The organism is Streptomyces sp. NPDC046860 (assembly GCF_040645115.1).
Classification (GTDB): Bacteria; Actinomycetota; Actinomycetes; order Streptomycetales; family Streptomycetaceae; genus Streptomyces.
Genome location: NZ_JBEYXQ010000029.1, coordinates 1 through 20,147, shown reverse-complemented (window position 1 = coordinate 20,147; position 20,147 = coordinate 1). Strand labels below are relative to the sequence as shown.

Here is a 20,147-nt window from a genome sequence, read left to right as displayed (position 1 = left end):
TGGTGCTCCGACCGGAGTCAGGGGTGGGACAGCCGCTTCGCGCCGGCCCGCCGGGCTATCCGCTCCTGGTCCCGCCGCGCGACCCGCTCCCGCCGCCGCGCCGCCCGGCGCTCCCGGCGCAGCCGCCGGGCCGTGCTGCTCGGTTCGGAGACCACCCCGTACCGCTGGTTCCACACCTGGCGGGTCACCCACACGTCGACCACGGCCCAGGTCGCCACCACCGTGCTCGCCACACTGCTGACCACCATCGGGAACGCCAGCCAGGACCCGGCCAGCGTGCACAGGAACGCCACCATCGCCTGGACCAGCGTCACCGCGATGATCAGCACCGAGCGCACCGCGGCCGTCCGCACCGGGTCCGCCATCCGGCGCCGCCGCGCGGGCTCCTCCACCCACAGCGGGCGGTACGCCGCCGCCCGCCGCGGTCCGGCACCGGTGCCGCCCGGACCGTGTCCCGGCGTCCGCCGCTCCGGCCCCGCCGGGCCCGGAATCCGCGCCGGACGCTCCGCCACGCTCACCTCGGGCGCATCGCTGCGCCCCGCCGTCCCCATCACCGAGTCACTCCCCACCGCCTGCAGACCGCTCGCCCCGGCACCCGAAGGTCCCGGCTTCCCCAGTGGCTGCCCGGCTTGCGCTGTTTTACGCGACCGGGGCGAAGGACGCGGCGCTGTGGCCGGTTCCCTCCCCGTCTCCCGATGTGAACGACGCACGGCACACCCCGATGATTCCCGACTTGTGAAAATTTCCGGCCAACTGGTGTCCGTACTGTTTCGGCCCGCTTCCCCTGGACCCCTCCCTTCGCGGCCGCAATCTCCCCCAATGCCCGGACAACTCGCCATCTCTCGTCTCTCACAAGGGAGTTCACACATCAGACGTGCCTTCGAGTCACCTGCGAGGCGGTAGTAGGCTCGCGCCGTTCCGAGTCGGACACACGTACCCCGACCGACGGGGTCGAGCTGGGGGAGGCCATGCGGTTTCGCGGGAAGTCGATCCGCCGGAAGATCGTGGCGCTGCTTCTCGTGCCGCTGGTGTCCCTGACCGTGGTCTGGGGCTTCGCCACCGTGCTCACGGGCAGCGAGGTCGCCCAGCTCCTGCGCGTCTCCCGCGCGGTGAGGGAGATCGGGCATCCCACCGAGGACACCGTCCGCGACCTCCAGCGTGAGCGGCGCCAGAGCCTCGTCTACCTCGCCGACCCCCGCGCCGCCGACGCCCTCGCCACCCTGCACCGGTCGCGCACCGCCACCGACCGGGCCCTGACCGCCCTGCGCGCCCACGCCCGCGACCGCGAGACGCGCGACGCGATCCGCGGCGAGGACGGCGAACGTCTCACCACCGCGCTGGACGCCCTCGGCGGCCTGGAGTCGCTGCGCCGCAGCGTCGAGGAACGCACCGTCACCCGGGCCGAGGCCCTCGACCTCTACAACCGGCTGGTCGACCCCTGCTACGCCCTGGTCGCCGCGGTCGACGGCGTCGACGACGTGGAGATGGACAAGCAGGCCGGGGCCCTCGTCAACATCGGCCGCGCCCGCGAACTCCTCTCCCGCGAGGACGCCCTGCTCGGCTCCGCGCTGGTCGTGGGCAGCCTCTCCCGCGAAGAGGCCCGCGAGATCTCCGACCTCGTCGCCCAGCGCACCCTGCTCTACGACGTCAGCCTCCCGCTGCTGCCCGCCCCCGAACGCGACCGGTACGAGAGCTACTGGCGCAACGCCGCCACCGCGCCCCTGCGGACGGCCGAGCGCGACGTCGTCGGCACCGGCGCCGGGGTCCCGCGCGGCGTCACCACCGCGAGCTGGCACGCCGTCGCCGGAGGCGTCCTGGAAGACCTCGCCACCATGGAGGACCAGGCCGGCGCCCGCTTCCGGGACCGGGTACGCCCCGTCGCCTACGGCGTCATCGCCCAGGCGGCCGTCGCCGGCGTCCTCGGCCTCGCGGCCCTCCTCGTCTCCCTCGTCCTGTCGGTACGCGTCGGCCGCCGCCTCATCCGCGACCTGAAGCGGCTGCGGACCGAGGCGCACGACGCGTCCGCGGTCCGGCTGCCGCACGTGATGCGCAGGCTCTCCGCGGGCGAACCCGTCGACGTGGAGAGCGAGGTCCCCCGGCCGGAGTACGACCAGAACGAGATCGGCGAGGTCGGCCGCGCCCTCAACACCCTCCAGCGGGCCGCCGTCGAGGCCGCGGTCAAGCAGTCCGAGCTGCGCGCCGGTGTCGCCGAGGTGTTCGTCAACCTCGCCCGCCGCAGCCAGGTGCTCCTGCACAAGCAGCTCACGCTGCTGGACACCATGGAACGCCGCACCGAGGACACCGACGAGCTCGCCGACCTCTTCCGGCTGGACCACCTCACCACCCGTATGCGCCGGCACGCCGAGGGCCTGGTCATCCTCTCCGGCGCCGCACCCTCCCGGCAGTGGCGCCGCCCGGTACGGCTCATGGACGTCGTCCGCGCCTCCGTCGCCGAGGTGGAGGACTACGAGCGCGTCGAGGTACGGCGGCTGCCCCGCGTCGCGGTCATCGGCCCCGCCGTCTCCGACCTCACCCACCTCGTGGCCGAACTGCTGGAGAACGCCACCCTGTTCTCGCCCCCGCACACCCACGTCCACGTGGTGGGGGAGCGGGTCGCCAACGGCTTCGCCCTGGAGATCCACGACCGCGGCCTCGGCATGACCGCCGAGGCGCTCCTGGACGCCAACCTCCGGCTCGCCGAGACCCCCGAGTTCGAGCTGTCCGACACCGACCGGCTCGGCCTCTTCGTGGTCAGCCGCCTCGCCCAGCGCCAGCACGTCCGCGTCTCGCTCCAGCCCTCGCCCTACGGCGGCACCACCGCGGTCGTCCTCATCCCCGACGCGCTGCTGACCGACGACGCCCCCGACACCAACGGCATCGGCATCCGGCTCGGCGACCTGTCCAAGGAGACCCGGCGGACCGCGGAACGCGGCGTCCCGCGCCCCCAGCCCGTCGCCGGGGTCCTGGAGGAGACGGCCGAGCCCGGCGCCCTGGCCGACCGCCGCGTCCTCGACGCCTCCACCGTGGCCTTCCCGGGTGCCCTGGCCGACGACGACAGCGAACTCGGCGGCATCTTCCGCGCCCGGGGTCTCACCCCCGCCGAACTGCCGGAACCCGTCGAGGTGCCCGGCGCCATCGTCCCGCTGCCCCGGCGCGAGCCGCCGAAGCTGGTCAGCTCGCACGGCGAACCCGTCGGCCCGCGTACGGAACCCGCCGGCGCCGCGTCCGACGGGCCGCCCCCGCTGCCCACCCGCCGCCGCGGCGACTCCGGCGGCCGCCCGACGCCCCGTACCGCCCGCACCGCCACGGCGGAGCAGCACGGGACCCCGTCAGCCGATGCCGACGCGTTCCCCCCGGAGCTGCCGCGACGGCCCCGGCCCGACCCGGACACCCCCGACCCGATCAGCTCGGCGGCGTCCCACGGAACCGGCCCCGCCCAGGGCGCCCCCCGGAACACCCCGCCCGCCGGCACGGCGGCCGACACCACCGCCCCGCTGCCCCGGCGCGTGCGCCAGGCCAGTCTGGCGCCACAGCTCCGGCGCGACCCCGAGCGGCGTGCCGAGAACACCTCCGAGCCCGCCGTACGCGACGCCGACGAGGTCCGCACCCGGATGGCCTCGCTCCAGCGCGGCTGGGAGCGCGGCCGCGAGGAGAACGCTGAGGGCGACCGAGCCCACAGCGGCACAGCACAAGGAACGACTGAGGGAGACGGTCGATGACCGCACCGAACGCGACCGGCCACACGGACACCAAGAAGAAGGAGCTGAACTGGCTCCTCGACGACCTCGTCGACCGGGTCGCCAGCATCCGCAAGGCCGTCGTCCTGTCCGGCGACGGCCTGGCCATGGGGGTGTCCTCGGACCTGACCAGGGAGGACAGCGAACACCTGGCCGCCGTGGCCTCCGGCTTCCACAGCCTCGCCAAGGGCGTGGGCCGGCACTTCGAGGCGGGCAGCGTCCGGCAGACCGTGGTCGAGCTGGACGACGCCTTCCTTTTCGTGACCGCGGCCGGTGACGGCAGCTGCCTCGCCGTGTTCTCGGACGCCGACTCCGACGTCGGCCAGGTCGCCTACGAGATGACGCTGCTGGTCAAGCGGGTCGGCGTCCATCTGGGCAGCGCCCCGCGCAGCGACTCGCCCACGGGCGGGTAGTCGTACAGACATGAGCGGAGAGGGTCTGAGAAGCGGCCACTGGTTCGACGACGAGGCGGGCCCCGTCGTCCGGCCGTACGCCATGACACGTGGCCGTACCACCAGCCCCGGCCAGCACACCCTGGACCTCATCGCGGTCGTCGTCACCGAACCCGACGCCGGCGACCCCGAGGAGGACCCGACGCTGGCCCCGGAGCACGTGGAGATCGTCGGACTCTGCCGGGACGAGCCGCAGTCGGTCGCCGAGCTGGCCGCGGGACTCGACCTTCCCGTGGGCGTCGTACGCGTCCTGATCGGCGACCTCGTGCACGCCGAACTCGTCCACGTGACCCGGCCGGTGCCCCCGGCCGAGCTGCCCGACGAGAGCATTCTGCGCGACGTGATCGACGGCCTCCGGGCGCTCTGACCAGCACGGAAGCAGGGTGAGGACGTGACAGGCTGGGAGTTCTGGGTCGACCGGGGCGGCACCTTCACCGACATCGTCGCGCGCCGCCCCGACGGTCGGCTGCTCACGCGCAAACTGCTCTCCGACAACCCCGCCCGCTACGCCGACGCGGCCGTGGCGGGCGTCCGCGCGCTCCTCGACGGCTCGCCGGAGCCCGTCGACGCGGTCCGGATGGGCACCACCGTCGCCACCAACGCGCTGCTGGAGCGCGCCGGCGAACGCACCCTGCTGGTGATCACCCGCGGCTTCGCCGACGCCCTGCGGATCGCCTACCAGAACCGCCCGCACCTCTTCGCCCGCCACATCGAGCTGCCCGAGCTGCTGCACGAGCGCGTCATCGAGGTGGACGAGCGGATCGCCGCCGACGGCACCGAACTGCGCGCCCCCGACCTCGCCGCGCTGGAGGACGGGCTGCGGCGCGCGTACGACGACGGCATCCGCGCCGTCGCCGTCGTCTGCCTGCACAGTCACCTCCACCCCGCCCACGAGAGGGCCGTCGGCGAGCTGGCCGAGCGGATCGGCTTCCCCCAGATCTCCCTGTCCAGCGAGGTCAGCCCCCTGATGAAGCTGATCCCGCGCGGGGACACCGCCGTGGCCGACGCCTACCTCTCGCCCGTCCTGCGCCGCTACGTCCGCCATGTCGCCGACGAACTGAGTGATGTGCGGCTGATGTTCATGCAGTCCAACGGCGGACTCACCGAGGCCGGACAGTTCCGCGGCAAGGACGCCGTGCTGTCCGGGCCCGCCGGAGGCATCGTCGGCATGGCCCGCATGTCGGAACTCGCCGGGCACGACCGGGTCATCGGCTTCGACATGGGCGGCACCTCCACCGACGTGTCGCACTACGCGGGCGCGTACGAGCGCGTCTTCACCACCCGGATCGCGGGCGTCCGGCTGCGCGCCCCCATGCTCGACATCCACACCGTCGCCGCCGGAGGCGGGTCCGTCCTCCACTTCGACGGCTCCCGCTACCGGGTGGGCCCCGACTCCGCGGGCGCCGCCCCCGGCCCCGCCTGCTACCGCGCGGGCGGCCCGCTCACCGTCACCGACGCCAACGTGATCCTCGGCCGCATCCAGCCCGCCCACTTCCCGGCCGTGTTCGGCCCCGACGGCGACCAGCCGCTGGACGTCACCGCCGTCCAGGACGGCTTCGCCGCGCTCGCCCGCGAGATCCACGAGGCCACCGGCGACGACCGCACCCCGGAACAGGTCGCCGAGGGCTACCTGCGCATCGCGGTCGCCGGCATCGCGGGCGCCGTCAAGCGGATCTCCGTGCAGCAGGGCCACGACGTCACCCGCTACGCCCTCACCACCTTCGGCGGCGCCGGGGGCCAGCACGCCTGCCGCGTCGCCGACGCCCTCGGCATCCGCACCGTGCTGGTGCCGCCCGTGGCCGGTGTGCTCTCCGCGCTCGGCATCGGCCTCGCCGACACCACCGCGATGCGCGAGCAGTCCGTCGAGGCACCCCTGACCGAGGCGGCCATGCCCGGCGTCCATGAGACAGCCGACGCGCTCGAAGCCGCCGCCCGCGCCGAACTCCGCGCCGAGAACGTGCCCGAGGACCGCGTCGCGACCGTCCGCCGCGCCCAGCTCCGCTACGACGGCACCGACACCACGCTCACCGTCGAGCTGACCGACGTGACCGCCATGCGGCACGCCTTCGAGGAACGCCACCGCGCCACCTACTCCTTCACCCTCGACCGCGAGATCGTCGTCGAGGCCCTCTCGGTGGAGGCCACCGGCATCACGGAGCCCCCCGACCTCTCCGCCCTCGCCCCCTACGAGGGCCACCCCGCCGAACCCGACACCGTCCGGCTGCACACCGACGGCACCTGGCACGACGTCCCCCTCCACCAGCGCCGGGCCCTGCCGCCCGGCGACCCCGTCACCGGCCCCGCGCTCATCACCGAGCCCGGCACCACGACCGTCGTCGACGACGGCTGGCGGGCGACCGCGAACGACGAAGGACACCTGGTCATGGAACGGACGTCCCTCAAGCGGACCTCCCGCCCCGACACCGAGGTGGACCCGGTCCTGCTGGAGGTCTTCAACAACCTCTTCATGTCCATCGCCGAACAGATGGGCGCCCGGCTGGAGTCCACCGCCCAGTCCGTCAACATCAAGGAGCGCCTGGACTTCTCCTGCGCCCTGTTCGACCCGGACGGGAACCTGGTGGCCAACGCCCCGCACATCCCCGTCCACCTGGGCTCCATGGGCACCAGCGTCAAGGAGGTCGTCCGCCGCAGGGGGCCACGGATGCGGCCGGGCGACACCTACGCCGTCAACGACCCCTACCACGGCGGCACCCACCTCCCGGACGTCACCGTGATCACCCCCGTCTTCGGCACCGGCACGCCCGGCGGCGATCCCGAGATCCTCTTCCACGTCGCCTCGCGCGGCCACCACGCCGAGATCGGCGGCATCGCCCCCGGCTCCATGCCCGCCGGCAGCCGCACCATCGACGAGGAGGGCGTCCTCTTCGACAACTGGCTGCTCACCGAGGACGGCCGCCTGCGCGAGGAGGAGACCCGCAGCCTGCTCGCCGGAGCCCGCCACCCCTCCCGCAACATCGACACCAACCTCGCCGACCTGCGCGCCCAGATCGCCGCCAACCGGAAGGGCACCGACGAACTGGGCCGCATGATCGAGGAGTTCGGCCTCGACGTCGTCCAGGCATACATGCGGCACGTGCAGGACAACGCCGAGGAATCCGTCCGCCGCGTCATCGACGCCCTGGACGACGGGGAGTACGCCTACGAGACCGACGCGGGCGCCGTCATCCGCGTCCGGGTGCGCGTCGACCGCGCGGAACGCCGGGCCACCATCGACTTCACCGGCACCTCCGCCCAGCTCGGCACCAACTTCAACGCGCCCTCGGCGGTCGTCGACGCCGCCGTCCTGTACGTCTTCCGCACCCTCGTCGCCGACGACATCCCGCTCAACGACGGCTGCCTGCGCCCCCTCGACATCGTCGTACCGCCCGGCTCCATGCTCGCCCCCGAGCCGCCCGCCGCCGTCGTCGCGGGCAACGTCGAGACCTCCCAGGCCATCACCGGCGCCCTGTACGCCGCGCTCGGTGTGCAGGCCGAGGGCTCCGGCACGATGAACAACGTCACCTTCGGCAACGACCGGCACCAGTACTACGAGACCATCGCCTCGGGTTCGGGTGCCGGCGACACCTTCCCCGGCGCCGATGTGGTGCAGACCCACATGACCAACTCGCGGCTCACCGACCCCGAGGTGCTGGAGTGGCGACTCCCGGTCCGCCTGGAGGAGTTCGCGGTACGGCGGGGGAGCGGAGGCGCCGGACGACGGCGCGGCGGGGACGGAGCGGTGCGCCGCATCCGCTTCCTCGAACCGATGACGGTCTCCACCCTCTCCCAGCACCGCCGCGTCCCCCCGTACGGTATGGCGGGCGGGTCACCCGGCGCCCTCGGCGGCAACCGGGTCGAGCACGCCGACGGCACGGTCACCGACCTGGGCGCCAGCGGCTCGGCCGAGGTCGCCCCCGGCGACGTACTCGTCGTCGAAACCCCTGGTGGCGGCGGCTACGGCAGCCCGCCGCCGGACCCCGCCGGCACCGGCACCCACCCGACGGACACCCACCGAGCAGGAGAAGTGAGCGATGGTCTTCCAGCGACGAGCTGAACGCGGCAAGCCCCCCGTCGAGCCCGTCACGCTCAAGATCCTGGTGGCCGGAGGGTTCGGCGTCGGCAAGACCACCATGGTCGGCGCGGTCAGCGAGATCCGGCCGCTGCGCACCGAGGAGGTGCTGACCGAGGCCGGGCGGCCCGTCGACGACACCGGCGGCGTCGAGGGCAAGCGCACCACCACCGTGGCCATGGACTTCGGGCGCATCACCCTCCGCGCCGACCTCGTGCTCTATCTGTTCGGCACGCCCGGCCAGGAGCGCTTCTGGTTCATGTGGGACGAGCTGTCCGAGGGCGCGCTCGGCGCGGTCGTCCTCGCCGACACCCGGCGCCTGGAGGACTGCTTCGCGGCCGTCGACTACTTCGAGCGGCGGTCCATCCCCTTCGTCGTCGGCGTCAACTGCTTCGAGGGCGCGGCCCGTTACCCGGCGGAATCCGTCCGCAAGGCGCTCGACCTCGATCCGGACGTGCCCGTGCTGCTGACCGACGCACGCGACCGGGAATCGGTCAAGACCGTGCTCATCGGGGTCGTCCAGCACGCCATGGAACTGGCCGCCGAACGCCGCCGCGCCCTCGCCACCTGACCGGAGGGCCGGGCCGTCCCGCCCGTCCCGCCGGCACCCCGCGACACGCCCGCCGTGATCGGATACAGTCCGCGCGTGTCCGAGAATCAGCAGCCGTCCGCCAACTCCGGCCCCGGCTCACACTGTTCGAGCTGCGGCGCCCCCTACGGGGACGTCACCGGCTGGCCGCGCACCTGCCCCGCCTGCGGCGCCACCGCCTACCGCAACCCGCTGCCGGTGGCCGTCGTGCTCCAGCCCGTGTACGACACCCACGGCGCCGCCCTCGTCGTCATCACCCGGACCGTCGCCCCGCGGCTCGGCGGGGTCGCCCTGCCCGGCGGGTTCATCGACGACCGCGAGGACTGGAAGCACGCCGCCGTCCGCGAACTGCGCGAGGAGACCGGCATCGAGGCCGACGCCCGCGACCTGCGCCTGGTGGACGCCATGAGCTCGCCCGACGGCCATCTGCTCCTCTTCGGGCTCCTGCCCGAACGCCCGGCCGACGACCTCCCCGCCTGCGCCGCCACCGACGAGACCGAGGGCTGGCACCTGCTGCGCGGCCCCGAGGAACTCGCCTTCCCGCTGCACACCCTGGCCGTCCGCGCCTGGTTCCAGGGCCGCTACTGACCCTAGGCCGCGTCTCTAGGCGGCCCCGCCCAGCCCCCGCACCCGCACCGGACGGGACGGCTCGGCGGTGCCGTCGTCCGACTCCCTGGTGACGACCACCCCCGCGCCGTCCCGGCGGGTGACGTACCGCTCGATCTCCGGCCGGGCCCAGCCGCCGCCCGCGTCCGGCACCACCAGCCCGCCCCCGGTCCGGCCGGCCGCGGGCGCCCACACCTCCAGCTCCGCCGTACCGTCCGCGCCCCGCACCGGAACCACGGCACCCGCGCGCGCCAGCACCGGAATCCGCGACCTCGGCGCGTCCACCAGCACCTGCCCCGGACCCTCGTACGCCCGCTCCGTCACCGTGTCGTACCACCGCCCCCTCGGCAGCCGCACCGCGCGCCGCTCGGTCCCGGGCTCCAGCACGGGCGCCACCAGCAGGGCGTCACCCAGCAGGAACGCGTCCTCGCAGTCCCGCAGCCCCCGGTCCTCCGGCGCACCCCACCACAGCGGTCGCACACAGGGCGCCCCCGTCCAGCGGGCCAGGTGCGCCAGGGTCACCAGGTACGGCAGCAGCCGGCGCCTCTCCAGCAGCGCCACGCGCGCGTGCTCCAGCACCCCCGACCCGAACTCCCACGGCGCCCGGGCCCCCGTACGCGTACGCAACAGCGGCAGATACGCGCCCAGCTGCAACCACCGCAGATACAGCTCCGGCGACGGATCGGCCCCGAGCCCCCCGACATCCGTCCCCGCGTACGGCATTCCGCACAGGCCCAGCCCCAGCACCACCGACAGCGACGCCCGCAGCCCCGGCCAGCCCGCCGTCACGTCCCCCGGCCAGACACCCCCGTACCGCTGCGACCCGGCCCACCCCGACCGCGAGAGCACGAAGGGCCGCTCCCCGGGCGAGAGTTCGCGCAGGCCCTCGTACGCCGCGCGCGCCATGCCCAGCGCGTCCACGTTGTGCGCCTCCCGGTGGTCGCCGCCGCGCCCCTCCAGGGCGTGCCGCGCCGAACGCGGCAGCGGCGGCTCCCCGAACACGTCCCGCGCGGACGGCTCGTGCGCGCCGTGCCAGAACCCGTCGAAGCCCTGCTCCAGCCGCTCCTCGTAGAGGCCGCCCCACCACGCGCGCGCCCGCGCGTGCGTGAAGTCCGGGAACACCGACTCACCGGCCCGCCCCTCACCCCGTACCGTCCGCCCCGACGCGTCCCGCACGAACGCGCCCACGGCCGACCCGCCCTCGTACACCGGGTCCCCCGGCACCGCGGGCACCGCCGCCTCGACGGCCGACACCAGGCGTATCCCGTCCCGGCGCAGGTCCTCCGCCAGACCGGGCAGCTTGGGGAAGCGGTCCTGGTCGACGGTGAAGGGCCGCCCGCCGTCGTGATGACCGGCGTCCAGATGCACCGCGTCCAGCGGCAGATCGCGCTCCTGATGGCCCGCGACCGCCTCGCGCACCTCCTGCTCGTCCGTGAAGTCCCCCGCGTGCTGGTGGCCCAGCGCCCACGCGGGCGGCAGCGCGGGCGCCCCGGTCAGCGACGCCCAGGTGCCGAGCACGCGCGCGGGAGGGCCCACGATCACCCAGCAGCGCAGCGGGCCCCCGTCCATCCGCACCTCGCAGCGCCCGGCCCGGTCGTGCCCGGAACCGGCCCCCTCCTCACCCTCCCGCAGCACCACCGACCCGTCCCACGTGGTGTCGTGGAACACCAGATGCGCCGAGGCGTCCGCCACCACCATCTGCACCGGCACGGCCAGGGCCGCCGCGTCACCGTTCCACAGCCGGTACGTCCCGTCCCGCAGCCGCGGCCCCGAGGCGTGCCCGCCCAGCCCGAAGAAACGGGCGTCCGCCGCCACCTCCGCCCGCTGCGTCCACCGCGCCGCACCCCCCGCCGGAGGCTCCCACCAGCGCGGCGGCAGCTCCCGGCGCAGCACCAGCCCGCCGGGCGTGCACACCTCCACCGCCCCGAGCCGGGACACCACCACCGTCACCCGCTCGGCCACCACCCGCCAGCCGCCGTCCTTGTCCGGCTCCAGCACCGCCCGCGGGTCCACCTCAGGTGCCCCGGCCGCCAGCGCGTACGACGGCTCCGGACCCGCGCCGTCCCAGCCCAGGAAGACCGCCCCGCCGACCGCCACCATGATCCGCAGCTCCGAGCGCGCGAACCGGATCACACCGCCACCGGGCTCCGGCTCCGCGCCCCGCACCTGACCGGGCACCCGGGCCCGCTCAGCCCCGCGGGGCGGCAGCCCCAGGGCGTCGCTGCGCCTGCGGTGCCAGGCCGCGCGCACCGCCCGTACCCCTCGCGCGGCGCGCCCCGCGCCGACCCCACCCCACGAACGCACCAGGTCACGACCGTTCATGCTGCTCACCCTGTCACTGTGCGCCCCACGCGCGTGTGCCGTTCAACTGCCGTTCACCGTGGTGGGGCCACATCGTCGACACACGCACTATGTGGGGCGTGCCCTGGTGCCGAAGTCGATCACATGGCATCGTCCCTGTCAGCCCTGTCCCGCGCACCCACCAGGCCGTGTGCGGACGACGCAACGACGCGTACAGTCCGGGAGCCGCATCATGTCCACCGCGCATCCGCAGCCGCTCTGGCAGCCCACCGACGAGCGGATCGCCCGCGCCCGCATCACCCGGTTCCAGGCATGGGCCGCCGAGCACCACGGCGCCCCCGCCGAGGGCGGCTACCCGGCCCTGCACCAGTGGTCCGTGGCCGAGCCGGAGGACTTCTGGACGGCCGTCACCCGGTGGTTCGACGTCCGCTTCGCCACGCCCCACACGCGCGTGCTCGGCGACCGTGCCATGCCCGGCGCCCAGTGGTTCCCCGGCGCCACCCTCAACTACGCCGAGCACGCCCTGCGCGCCGCCGCCGACCGCGCCGACGAGCCCGCGCTGCTGTACGTCGACGAGACCCACGAGCCCCGCCCGGTGACCTGGGCGGAACTGCGCCGCCAGGTCGGCGCGCTGGCCGCACGCCTGCGCGACCTCGGCGTACGCCCCGGCGACCGGGTCAGCGGCTACCTGCCCAACATCCCCGAGGCCGTCGCCGCCCTGCTCGCCACGGCCGCCGTCGGCGCCGTATGGACCTCCTGCGCGCCCGACTTCGGCGCCCGCAGCGTCCTGGACCGCTTCCAGCAGGTCGAGCCCGTCGTCCTGTTCACCGTCGACGGCTACCGCTACGGCGGCAAGGAGCACGACCGCCGCGACACCGTCGCCGAACTCCGCCGCGAACTGCCCACCCTGCGCGCGGTCGTGCACATCCCGCTGCTCGGCACCGACGCCCCCGAGGGCGCCCTTCACTGGGCGGAGCTGACGGCCGGCGACACCGAGCCGGTCTTCGAGCAGGTGCCCTTCGACCACCCGCTGTGGGTGCTGTACTCCTCCGGCACCACCGGCCTGCCCAAGGCCATCGTCCAGTCCCAGGGCGGCATCCTCGTCGAACACCTCAAGCAGCTCGGCCTGCACTGCGACCTGGGCCCCGAGGACCGTTTCTTCTGGTACACCTCGACCGGCTGGATGATGTGGAACTTCCTCGTCTCCGGCCTGCTCACCGGCACCACGATCGTCCTGTACGACGGCAGCCCCGGCTTTCCGGACACCGGCGCCCAGTGGCGCGTCGCCGAACGCACCGGCACCACCCTCTACGGCACCTCGGCCGCCTACGTCATGGCCTGCCGCAAGGCGGGCGTCCACCCGTCCCGCGACTTCGACCTCTCCGCCGTCCAGTGCGTCGCCACCACCGGTTCCCCGCTGCCCCCGGACGGCTTCCGCTGGCTGCACGACGAGGTCCGCGACGACCTGTGGATCGCCTCCGTCAGCGGCGGCACCGACGTCTGCTCCTGCTTCGCCGGGGCCGTGCCGACCCTGCCCGTCTACACCGGCGAACTCCAGGCCCCCGGCCTCGGCACCGACCTCCGGTCCTGGGACCTGAACGGCGAGCCCCTGGTGGACGAGGTGGGCGAGCTGGTCGTCACCAACCCCATGCCCTCCATGCCGATCCGCTTCTGGAACGACCCCGACGGCAGCCGCTACCGCGAGAGCTACTTCGACACCTATCCCGGTGTCTGGCGGCACGGCGACTGGATCACCCTCACCTCACGCGGCTCGGTGATCATCCACGGCCGCTCCGACTCCACCCTCAACCGGCAGGGCGTCCGCATGGGCTCCGCCGACATCTACGAGGTCGTCGAACGCCTCCCGGAGATCAGGGAATCCCTGGTCATCGGCGTCGAACAGCCCGACGGCGGCTACTGGATGCCCCTCTTCGTCCACCTCGCCCCCGGCGCCGTCCTGGACGACGCCCTGCGGGACCGCGTCAAGAAGTCCATCCGGGAACAGCTCTCGCCCCGGCACGTCCCGGACGAGATCATCGAGGTGCCCGGCGTCCCGCACACCCTCACCGGCAAGCGCATCGAGGTCCCGGTCAAGCGCCTCCTCCAGGGCACCCCGCTGGAGAAGGCGGTCAACCCCGGCTCCATCGACGACCTGACCCTGCTCGGCTTCTACGAGAAGCTTGCCCGCGAACGCGGCTGACCCCCGTCAGCCCCCGTAGGTGGCCTCGGACTCGCCCAGCACGGCCGCGAAGTCCGAGGCCAGCCGGACCGCCTCCGGTGGCTGGAGGTCGGTCGTGGTGATCCGTACACCTGGCGCCGAGGCCAGCCGGAACCGCGCCCCGGCCGCCACCCACCAGCCGCGCGACCGCAGCCCGTTCACCACGGCCGACTCGTCGCGCACCGGCACCCAGAGATTCAGCCCGCTCGCCCCGTGCGCCGCGATGCCGTGCCCGGCCAGCGCCTCGGTGAACGCGGTACGCCGCAGCGCGTACTCCGCACGCGCGCGTGCCACCAGCGCGCCGGTCCCCGGGTCCGTCAGCAGGCCGTGCACCGTCTCCTGGAGCAGGTGGCTGACCCACCCCGAGGTCAGCAGCAGCCGCCCGTCGTGCCGGGCCAGCGTCACCGGGTCGCAGGCGGCCGCCGCCCACCGCAGGTCGGTGCCGAGGAACTTGCTCACCGTCCGCACATGCGCCCAGCGGGCCGGCCCGGCCCCGGTCAGCGAACGCAGGGGCGCGGCGGACACGTCGGAGGCGTGGTCGTTCTCCAGCACCAGCACGTCCGGCGTCTCGCGCAGCACGTGGGCGAGCGCGTCCCGGCGCGCCGCCGAGAAGGCGCCGCCGTAGGGGTTCTGCGCCCGTGGACTGAGCACCACCGCGCGGACCCCGGCCCGCAGCGCGGCCCGCAGCTCCTCCGGGCGCATGCCCTCGCCGTCGACCGGGACGGGCACCGCGCGCAGCCCGAGCGCGGCGACCAGGTCCAGCAAGTGGTGATACCCGGGGTCCTCCATCGCCACGGCGTCCCCCGGCCGCAGTTCGGCCGAGAGCACCCGGCCGATGAAGTCCAGCGCCCCGTGCGCGAACGTCACGTGCTGGACCGGCACTCCGTCCGCCCCGATCCAGTCGCGCACGGCGTCCTCCAGCCGCGTGAGCCGGGGCGCCGAGCGGTGCGAACGGACACCGGGGGAGAGGCGCGAGGGCGGCACCAGCGCGGGCAGCAGCGCCGGATCAGGATGGCCGCCCGCCAAGTCCCGCAGTCCTTCGGGCACCTTGGGCGGGCGCCGGGACGCCACCGAGGGCGCCTCGGCCACGACCGTCCCGCCGCGGCCGAGGGTCACCACGATCCCGCGCCGCCGCAGCTCCTTGTACGCGGTGGCCACCGTGCCCGGGCTCACCCCCAGCTCCTCCGCGAGCCGCCGCACCGGGGGCAGCGCCGCCCCCGGCGCCAACACGCCCTCGGACACTCCCTGTTCGACGGAACGCGTAATCCCCTTGGCGGTCGTACCGCTGATCTCATATTGTGTTGCCACGTACCTGATTATGTATCAGTACATACATCGAGGCAAGGGGGAACCGTGGCCGCGAAGCCCGGCGCAGCCAACCACCGAGCACGCGTCCCCGGAGGCCGCGACGGACGCCGGATGCTCGCCGTCACCCTCCTCGACCGCATCGGCAGCGGCCTGTGGGCCTCCGTCTCCGTCCTGTACTTCACCTACGTCTCCCACCTCTCCGCCGCCCAGATCGGCACCCTCGCCGCGATCTCCGGCGCCGTCGGCATCGCGGGCGCGCCCCTCGGCGGCCGCCTCGCCGACCGCTTCTCCCTCACCCACGTACTCATCGCGCTCCAACTCCTGCGCGCCGTCGCCTCCTTCGCCCTCCTCACCACCGACCGCCCCACCCTGCTGGTCGCCTACTCCGCCCTCGGCGCCCTCGGCGACCGCGCCGCGGCCATCCTCACCAAGCTCTACGCCACCCGCGTCGCCGGAAGCGACCGCGCCCGCTACCAGGCCATCAACCGCAGCGCCTCCAACGCCGGCTGGGCGCTCGGCGGCGTCGCCGCGGCCGCCGCCCTCACCCTCGGCACCACCACGGCCTACCGCTGGCTCCTCACCGGCGACGCGCTCTCCTTCGTCCTCGTCGCCCTGCTCACCCTCACCTGCGCCGAACCCCCCTCCGCCCGCCGCGTCGCCGCCACCGCGGGAGACACGCCACGCGCCCGCCCCCGCACCCCCTGGCGCGACCGCACCTACCTGGCCTACGTCGGCACCGAGACCGTCCTCTTCCTCGACGACACCTACTTCAAGATCGGCCTGCCGCTCTGGATCGCCCACGCCCCGGGCGTCCCGCACGGCCTCGCACCCCTGCTCCTCGTGCTCAACAGCGTGCTGGTCGTCGCCTTCCAGATCCCGCTCGCCCGCTTCGGCGCCACCACCGAGGCGTCCCGCAGGCTCCTCCTGCCGCTCTCCGCCGTCTTCGCCCTGGGCGGCCTCGCCATGACCCTCTCCGCCACCGGCGACCCCGTCCGCGCGACCTGCCTGCTCACCGCCTCGGCCACCCTCTTCACCCTCGCCGAGATGCTGCACGCCACCGTCTCCTGGGAACTCTCCGTCGCCCTCGCCCCCGACGACGCCCAGGGCGCCTACCTCGGCGTCCACGGCCTCGCCCAGGCCGCACAGCGCTCCCTCGGCCCCCTCGCCGTCACCGCCGCCCTCGCCCTCGGCCCGGCCGGCTGGACCGTCCTCGGCACCACCATCGCCCTGACCTGCGCGATCCAGCACCGCCTGGTCCGCGAACGCCTCGACCCGACCCCGTTGTCAGTCCCCCCGGTTACCGTGAGTGAGCATTGATCGACAGCGCACACAGGGGGAAACCATGGCGCACACCGACCACCGGACCATGCGCGGCGTCCTGCGCCGCGAGATCGCCGGCACCGTCGGCCTGCTCACCGACGAACACGACTTCCGCGCCATGCGGCGCTACCGCAGCTTCACCTTCGACGACCACACGACCTACCTGCGCCAGATGGAGGCCGTCCTCAAATCCCGCGCGGCCCAGGGCAGTCACACCGCGCTCGCCCTGTTCGACCCCGACGAGTACGCGGAGTTCTGCACCGCCACCGGCATCGACCCCGAAGCCCCCGCCAGCCGCAGCCGCTTCACCGCCGAACTCGCGGCCCTCGGCCCCACCATCCCCTACGAGGGCGAACCCCTGACCGCACTCCTGCCCGCCCTCGTCGGCGAAGCCGTCCGCCAGGCCACCTGGGAGTACGCCACCACCCTCCTCACCCGCCTCGGACCCTGCGCCACCTGCGGAGAGGACATCGGCCGCGCCGCCTTCATCCGCGCCTCCGCCCTCCTCGCCCGCGTCCTCCAGAGCGCACCACCGGGCGCCCAGCACCTCGTCTGCAGCGTCGCCGGACCGCCGGAGAGCCTCGTCGCCGTCCTCCACGCCGACGCCGACACCGAGGGCACCGCCGAACCGGACCGGACCGAGACGCTCGAATTCACCAGTGTCCTCGCCCTCGGCCTCGCCACCCGCAGCCCGGGCGGCCTCGTCATGCGCGTCAGCGCGCCGGGCCGGCCCGACCGCGTCCACGGCTGGCGCCTGCGCTCCGGGCACCTCCAGCCGCTCACCGCCTCCGAGGTCTTCGACGCCTACTGCACCGACGCCGACACCGGCGACCTCATCGCCCCCGAGTCGGACGTCGACTACCGCGCCGCCCCCGACCTCACGGACGACGAGCCGCCGGGCGGACACCACCACTGAGAACGCGCCAGGGGCGCCCCACCCGGAGATGGGACGCCCCTGACCGGCACGGACACTCCGGTCCGCGCGCGACCGGCTACTCGCCGGACAGCACCGCCTGCGCGGCGGCCCGCGCCTCGTCGGCGCTGTCCGCGGTCCGCGCGGCGGCGGCGGCCCGCTCGCACTGCGCCAGCGTGTGCTTGGCGAGCGTCGCCCGCACGTAGGGGATCGACGCCGCACCCATCGACAGGGAGGTGACACCCAGACCCGTCAGCACACACGCCAGCAGCGGGTCCGACGCGGCCTCACCGCACACCCCGCAGCTCTTGCCCTCCGCCCGCGCCGCCTCGGCGGACAGCGCGACCAGGTCGAGCAGCGCGGGCTGCCAGGGGTCCTGCAGCCGCGACACCGCACCCACCTGCCGGTCCGCCGCGAAGGTGTACTGCGCGAGGTCGTTGGTGCCCAGCGAAAGGAACTCGACCTCCCGCAGGACCGACCGCGCCCGCAGCGCCGCCGAGGGGATCTCCACCATGGCGCCGTACTTCGCGCGCAGCCCCGCCTCACGGCAGGCGTCCGCGAACGCCTTGGCGTCGGCGCGGTCCGCCACCATGGGCGCCATGACCTCCAGGTGCACCGGCAGCCCCTCGGCCGCCTTCGCCAGCGCGGTCAGCTGCGTACGCAGGACCTCCGGGTGGTCGAGCAGCGTCCGCAGCCCCCGCACACCGAGCGCCGGGTTCGGCTCGTCCGCCGGCGTCAGGAAGTCCAGCGGCTTGTCGGCGCCCGCGTCGAGCACCCGCACCACGACCCGGCCCTCGGGGAACGCCTCCAGCACCTGCCGGTAGGCCGTCACCTGCTTGTCCTCGGACGGCGCCGTCTTGCTGTCGTCCAGGAACAGGAACTCGGTGCGGAACAGACCCACACCCTCCGCGCCGGCCTCCAGCGCGGCCGGCACGTCCGCCGGACCACCGATGTTGGCCAGCAGCGGCACCTTGTGCCCGTCGGCGGTGACACCGGGACCGGTCGACGCGGCCAGCGCCGCCTTCCGCTCCGCGGCGGCCGACTCCAGCCGGGCCGTCGTCTCCTCGCTCGGGTTCACGAAGATGTCGCCCGAGCTGCCGTCCACCGCGATCACCGTGCCCTCGGCCAGCTCACCGGCGCCCGGCAGCGCGACCACGGCGGGCACTCCGAGCGCCCGCGCCAGGATGGCGCTGTGGCTGGTCGGCCCGCCCTCCTCGGTCACGAAGCCCAGCACCAGCGCCGGGTCGAGCAGCGCGGTGTCGGCGGGAGCCAGGTCACGGGCCACCAGTACATAGGGGTGGTCGCTGTCCGGCACACCCGGCATGGGCACACCGAGCAGCCGCGCCACGATGCGGTTGCGTACGTCGTCGAGGTCGGCCACCCGCCCGGCCAGGTACTCACCGGCGTTCGCCAGCAGCTCCCGGTAGGCCGCGAACGCGTCGTACACCGCGCGCTCGGCCGTGCTGCCCGCCGTGATCCGCCGCTCCACGTCGGCCATCAGCTCGGGGTCCTGGGCCATCAGGGCCTGGGCCTCCAGCACGGCCTGCGCCTCGCCCCCCGCCAGGTTGCCGCGTGCCGTCAGGTCGGCGGCCACGGCGTCCACGGCCTGCCGGGCGCGGCCCTGCTCGCGCTCCGCGTCCTGCGCCGCAATCCGCCTGGCCGGCGGTTCGAGCACCGCCGTACCCATGTGCCTGACCTCGCCGATCGCCACACCGTGGCTCACACCGACGCCTCGCAGCGTTGTCTCCATCTCACCGTCTCCGCTACTGCGGCGGCCCCCGCCGCCGCGTTGGTTGTCGTACATACCGTCGGACGGCCGCGCCGCCCGGACCAGGAGATCAGGACCAGGAGAAGAGGGCGTCGCCGGCCGTCACATCGCCGTTCTCCGACACGTCGGCGAGGGAGTCGGCCGTGGCCTCGAGCGCGACGACGGGACAGATGGGGGACTTGCCGGCGGCCTCGACGGCGGCGGGGTCCCAGCGCACGACCGCCTGGCCGCGCGTGACCGTGTCCCCCTTGTTGACGAGCAGCTCGAAGCCCTCGCCGTTGAGCTGGACCGTGTCGATACCGAGGTGGACGAGCACACCGTGCCCCTCTGAGTCGACCACGACGAACGCGTGCGGGTGCAGGGAGACGACGACGCCGTCCACGGGGGACACGACCGCACCGGCCTCACGTACGGGGTCGATCGCGGTACCGGGGCCCACCATGGCCCCGGAGAAGACCGGATCGGGCACGTCGGCCAGTCCGATGGCGCGTCCGGCGAGCGGGGACGTCACGGTGGTCATGGGAAGCCTCCCAGAGAAGGGGTAGTGGCGATTCCTCAGAGAAGTTAGCAGTTGGTGGTCTAGACCACCAACCTCGGAGGTTTGCGTCGTCGCCGGAACTTGTGTACAGTCATCGTCCTGCCTGAGACCGAGCTGCGCGACAGCGCGCTTACTCTCGGCAGCACCCAAACTCGTCAGATCCTATCTCGGGATCAGTTCTCGCATGCTTGCGAACGACTGGTCAGGGACACGGAAAAACCCTGCTAGAGTTTGAACCGCCGGAAAGGGAAACGCGAAAGCGAGAACCTGGAAAGCACCGAGGAAATCGGATCGGAAAAAGATCTGATAGAGTCGGAAACACCGAAGG

The 20,147-nt window shown here is 73.9% G+C and carries 14 protein-coding genes; 9 read left to right on the top strand and 5 right to left on the bottom strand.

Going from position 1 to position 20,147, the window contains the following annotated elements:
• Positions 1–17: 17 nt before the first annotated feature.
• A complete protein-coding gene (locus tag ABZ898_RS28205; protein ID WP_361664849.1) occupies positions 18–551 on the bottom strand; it encodes a hypothetical protein in 534 nt (177 codons plus the stop codon).
• A 417-nt stretch (positions 552–968) separates the two neighbouring features.
• On the opposite strand from ABZ898_RS28205, the gene ABZ898_RS28200 reads away from it, so the two are divergent.
• From ABZ898_RS28200 to ABZ898_RS28175, 6 genes are all read left to right on the top strand, one after another.
• On the top strand, positions 969–3,719 hold the full coding sequence (locus tag ABZ898_RS28200; protein WP_361664772.1) for a nitrate- and nitrite sensing domain-containing protein: 2,751 nt from the start codon (positions 969–971) through the stop codon (positions 3,717–3,719).
• Positions 3,716–4,150, top strand: a complete 435-nt coding sequence (locus tag ABZ898_RS28195) for a roadblock/LC7 domain-containing protein (RefSeq protein ID WP_361664769.1) — start codon at positions 3,716–3,718, stop codon at positions 4,148–4,150. The genes ABZ898_RS28200 and ABZ898_RS28195 overlap by 4 nt, the downstream gene beginning before the upstream one ends.
• Positions 4,151–4,160: 10 nt before the next feature.
• Positions 4,161–4,556 (top strand): DUF742 domain-containing protein, encoded by a 396-nt coding sequence (locus tag ABZ898_RS28190; RefSeq protein WP_361664767.1) that lies wholly within the window; start codon positions 4,161–4,163, stop codon positions 4,554–4,556.
• 24 nt (positions 4,557–4,580) lie between these two features.
• Complete coding sequence (locus tag ABZ898_RS28185; RefSeq protein ID WP_361664764.1) at positions 4,581–8,243, top strand: hydantoinase B/oxoprolinase family protein; 3,663 nt, start codon at positions 4,581–4,583, stop codon at positions 8,241–8,243.
• Positions 8,221–8,829: an ATP/GTP-binding protein gene (locus ABZ898_RS28180; RefSeq protein ID WP_361664761.1), complete on the top strand. Its 609-nt coding sequence runs from the start codon at positions 8,221–8,223 to the stop codon at positions 8,827–8,829. Before ABZ898_RS28185 ends, ABZ898_RS28180 begins: the two co-directional genes overlap by 23 nt.
• 75 nt (positions 8,830–8,904) lie before the next feature.
• Positions 8,905–9,435 carry an NUDIX domain-containing protein gene (locus ABZ898_RS28175; RefSeq protein ID WP_361664759.1) on the top strand — a complete coding sequence of 177 codons (531 nt, stop codon included), beginning with the start codon at positions 8,905–8,907 and terminating at the stop codon, positions 9,433–9,435.
• 15 nt (positions 9,436–9,450) lie between these two features.
• Here the strand turns inward: ABZ898_RS28175 and ABZ898_RS28170 are convergent, their stop codons facing one another.
• The gene (locus ABZ898_RS28170; RefSeq protein ID WP_361664847.1) at positions 9,451–11,775 is read right to left on the bottom strand and encodes a glycoside hydrolase family 31 protein; all 2,325 of its coding nucleotides are present in this window, start codon (positions 11,773–11,775) and stop codon (positions 9,451–9,453) included.
• A gap of 211 nt (positions 11,776–11,986) precedes the next feature.
• Here ABZ898_RS28170 and ABZ898_RS28165 point away from each other — a divergent pair, with 211 nt between their 5' ends.
• Positions 11,987–13,954, top strand: coding sequence for an acetoacetate--CoA ligase (locus tag ABZ898_RS28165; protein WP_361664756.1), 1,968 nt, complete (start codon positions 11,987–11,989; stop codon positions 13,952–13,954).
• 6 nt (positions 13,955–13,960) lie between these two features.
• Here the strand turns inward: ABZ898_RS28165 and ABZ898_RS28160 are convergent, their stop codons facing one another.
• Positions 13,961–15,280 (bottom strand): aminotransferase class I/II-fold pyridoxal phosphate-dependent enzyme, encoded by a 1,320-nt coding sequence (locus ABZ898_RS28160; protein ID WP_361664753.1) that lies wholly within the window; start codon positions 15,278–15,280, stop codon positions 13,961–13,963.
• 45 nt (positions 15,281–15,325) lie between these two features.
• On the opposite strand from ABZ898_RS28160, the gene ABZ898_RS28155 reads away from it, so the two are divergent.
• Both ABZ898_RS28155 and ABZ898_RS28150 read left to right on the top strand, forming a co-directional pair.
• The gene (locus ABZ898_RS28155; protein ID WP_361664750.1) at positions 15,326–16,597 is read left to right on the top strand and encodes an MFS transporter; all 1,272 of its coding nucleotides are present in this window, start codon (positions 15,326–15,328) and stop codon (positions 16,595–16,597) included.
• 25 nt (positions 16,598–16,622) lie between these two features.
• Positions 16,623–17,516 (top strand): hypothetical protein, encoded by an 894-nt coding sequence (locus tag ABZ898_RS28150; RefSeq protein WP_361664747.1) that lies wholly within the window; start codon positions 16,623–16,625, stop codon positions 17,514–17,516.
• 76 nt (positions 17,517–17,592) lie between these two features.
• Here the strand turns inward: ABZ898_RS28150 and ptsP are convergent, their stop codons facing one another.
• Entirely contained in the window at positions 17,593–19,263 is a 1,671-nt protein-coding gene (gene ptsP, locus ABZ898_RS28145) for a phosphoenolpyruvate--protein phosphotransferase (RefSeq protein ID WP_361664744.1), read from the bottom strand.
• Positions 19,264–19,351: 88 nt separating this feature from the next.
• On the bottom strand, positions 19,352–19,801 hold the full coding sequence (locus ABZ898_RS28140) for a PTS glucose transporter subunit IIA (protein ID WP_361664741.1): 450 nt from the start codon (positions 19,799–19,801) through the stop codon (positions 19,352–19,354).
• Positions 19,802–20,147: the final 346 nt, after the last annotated feature.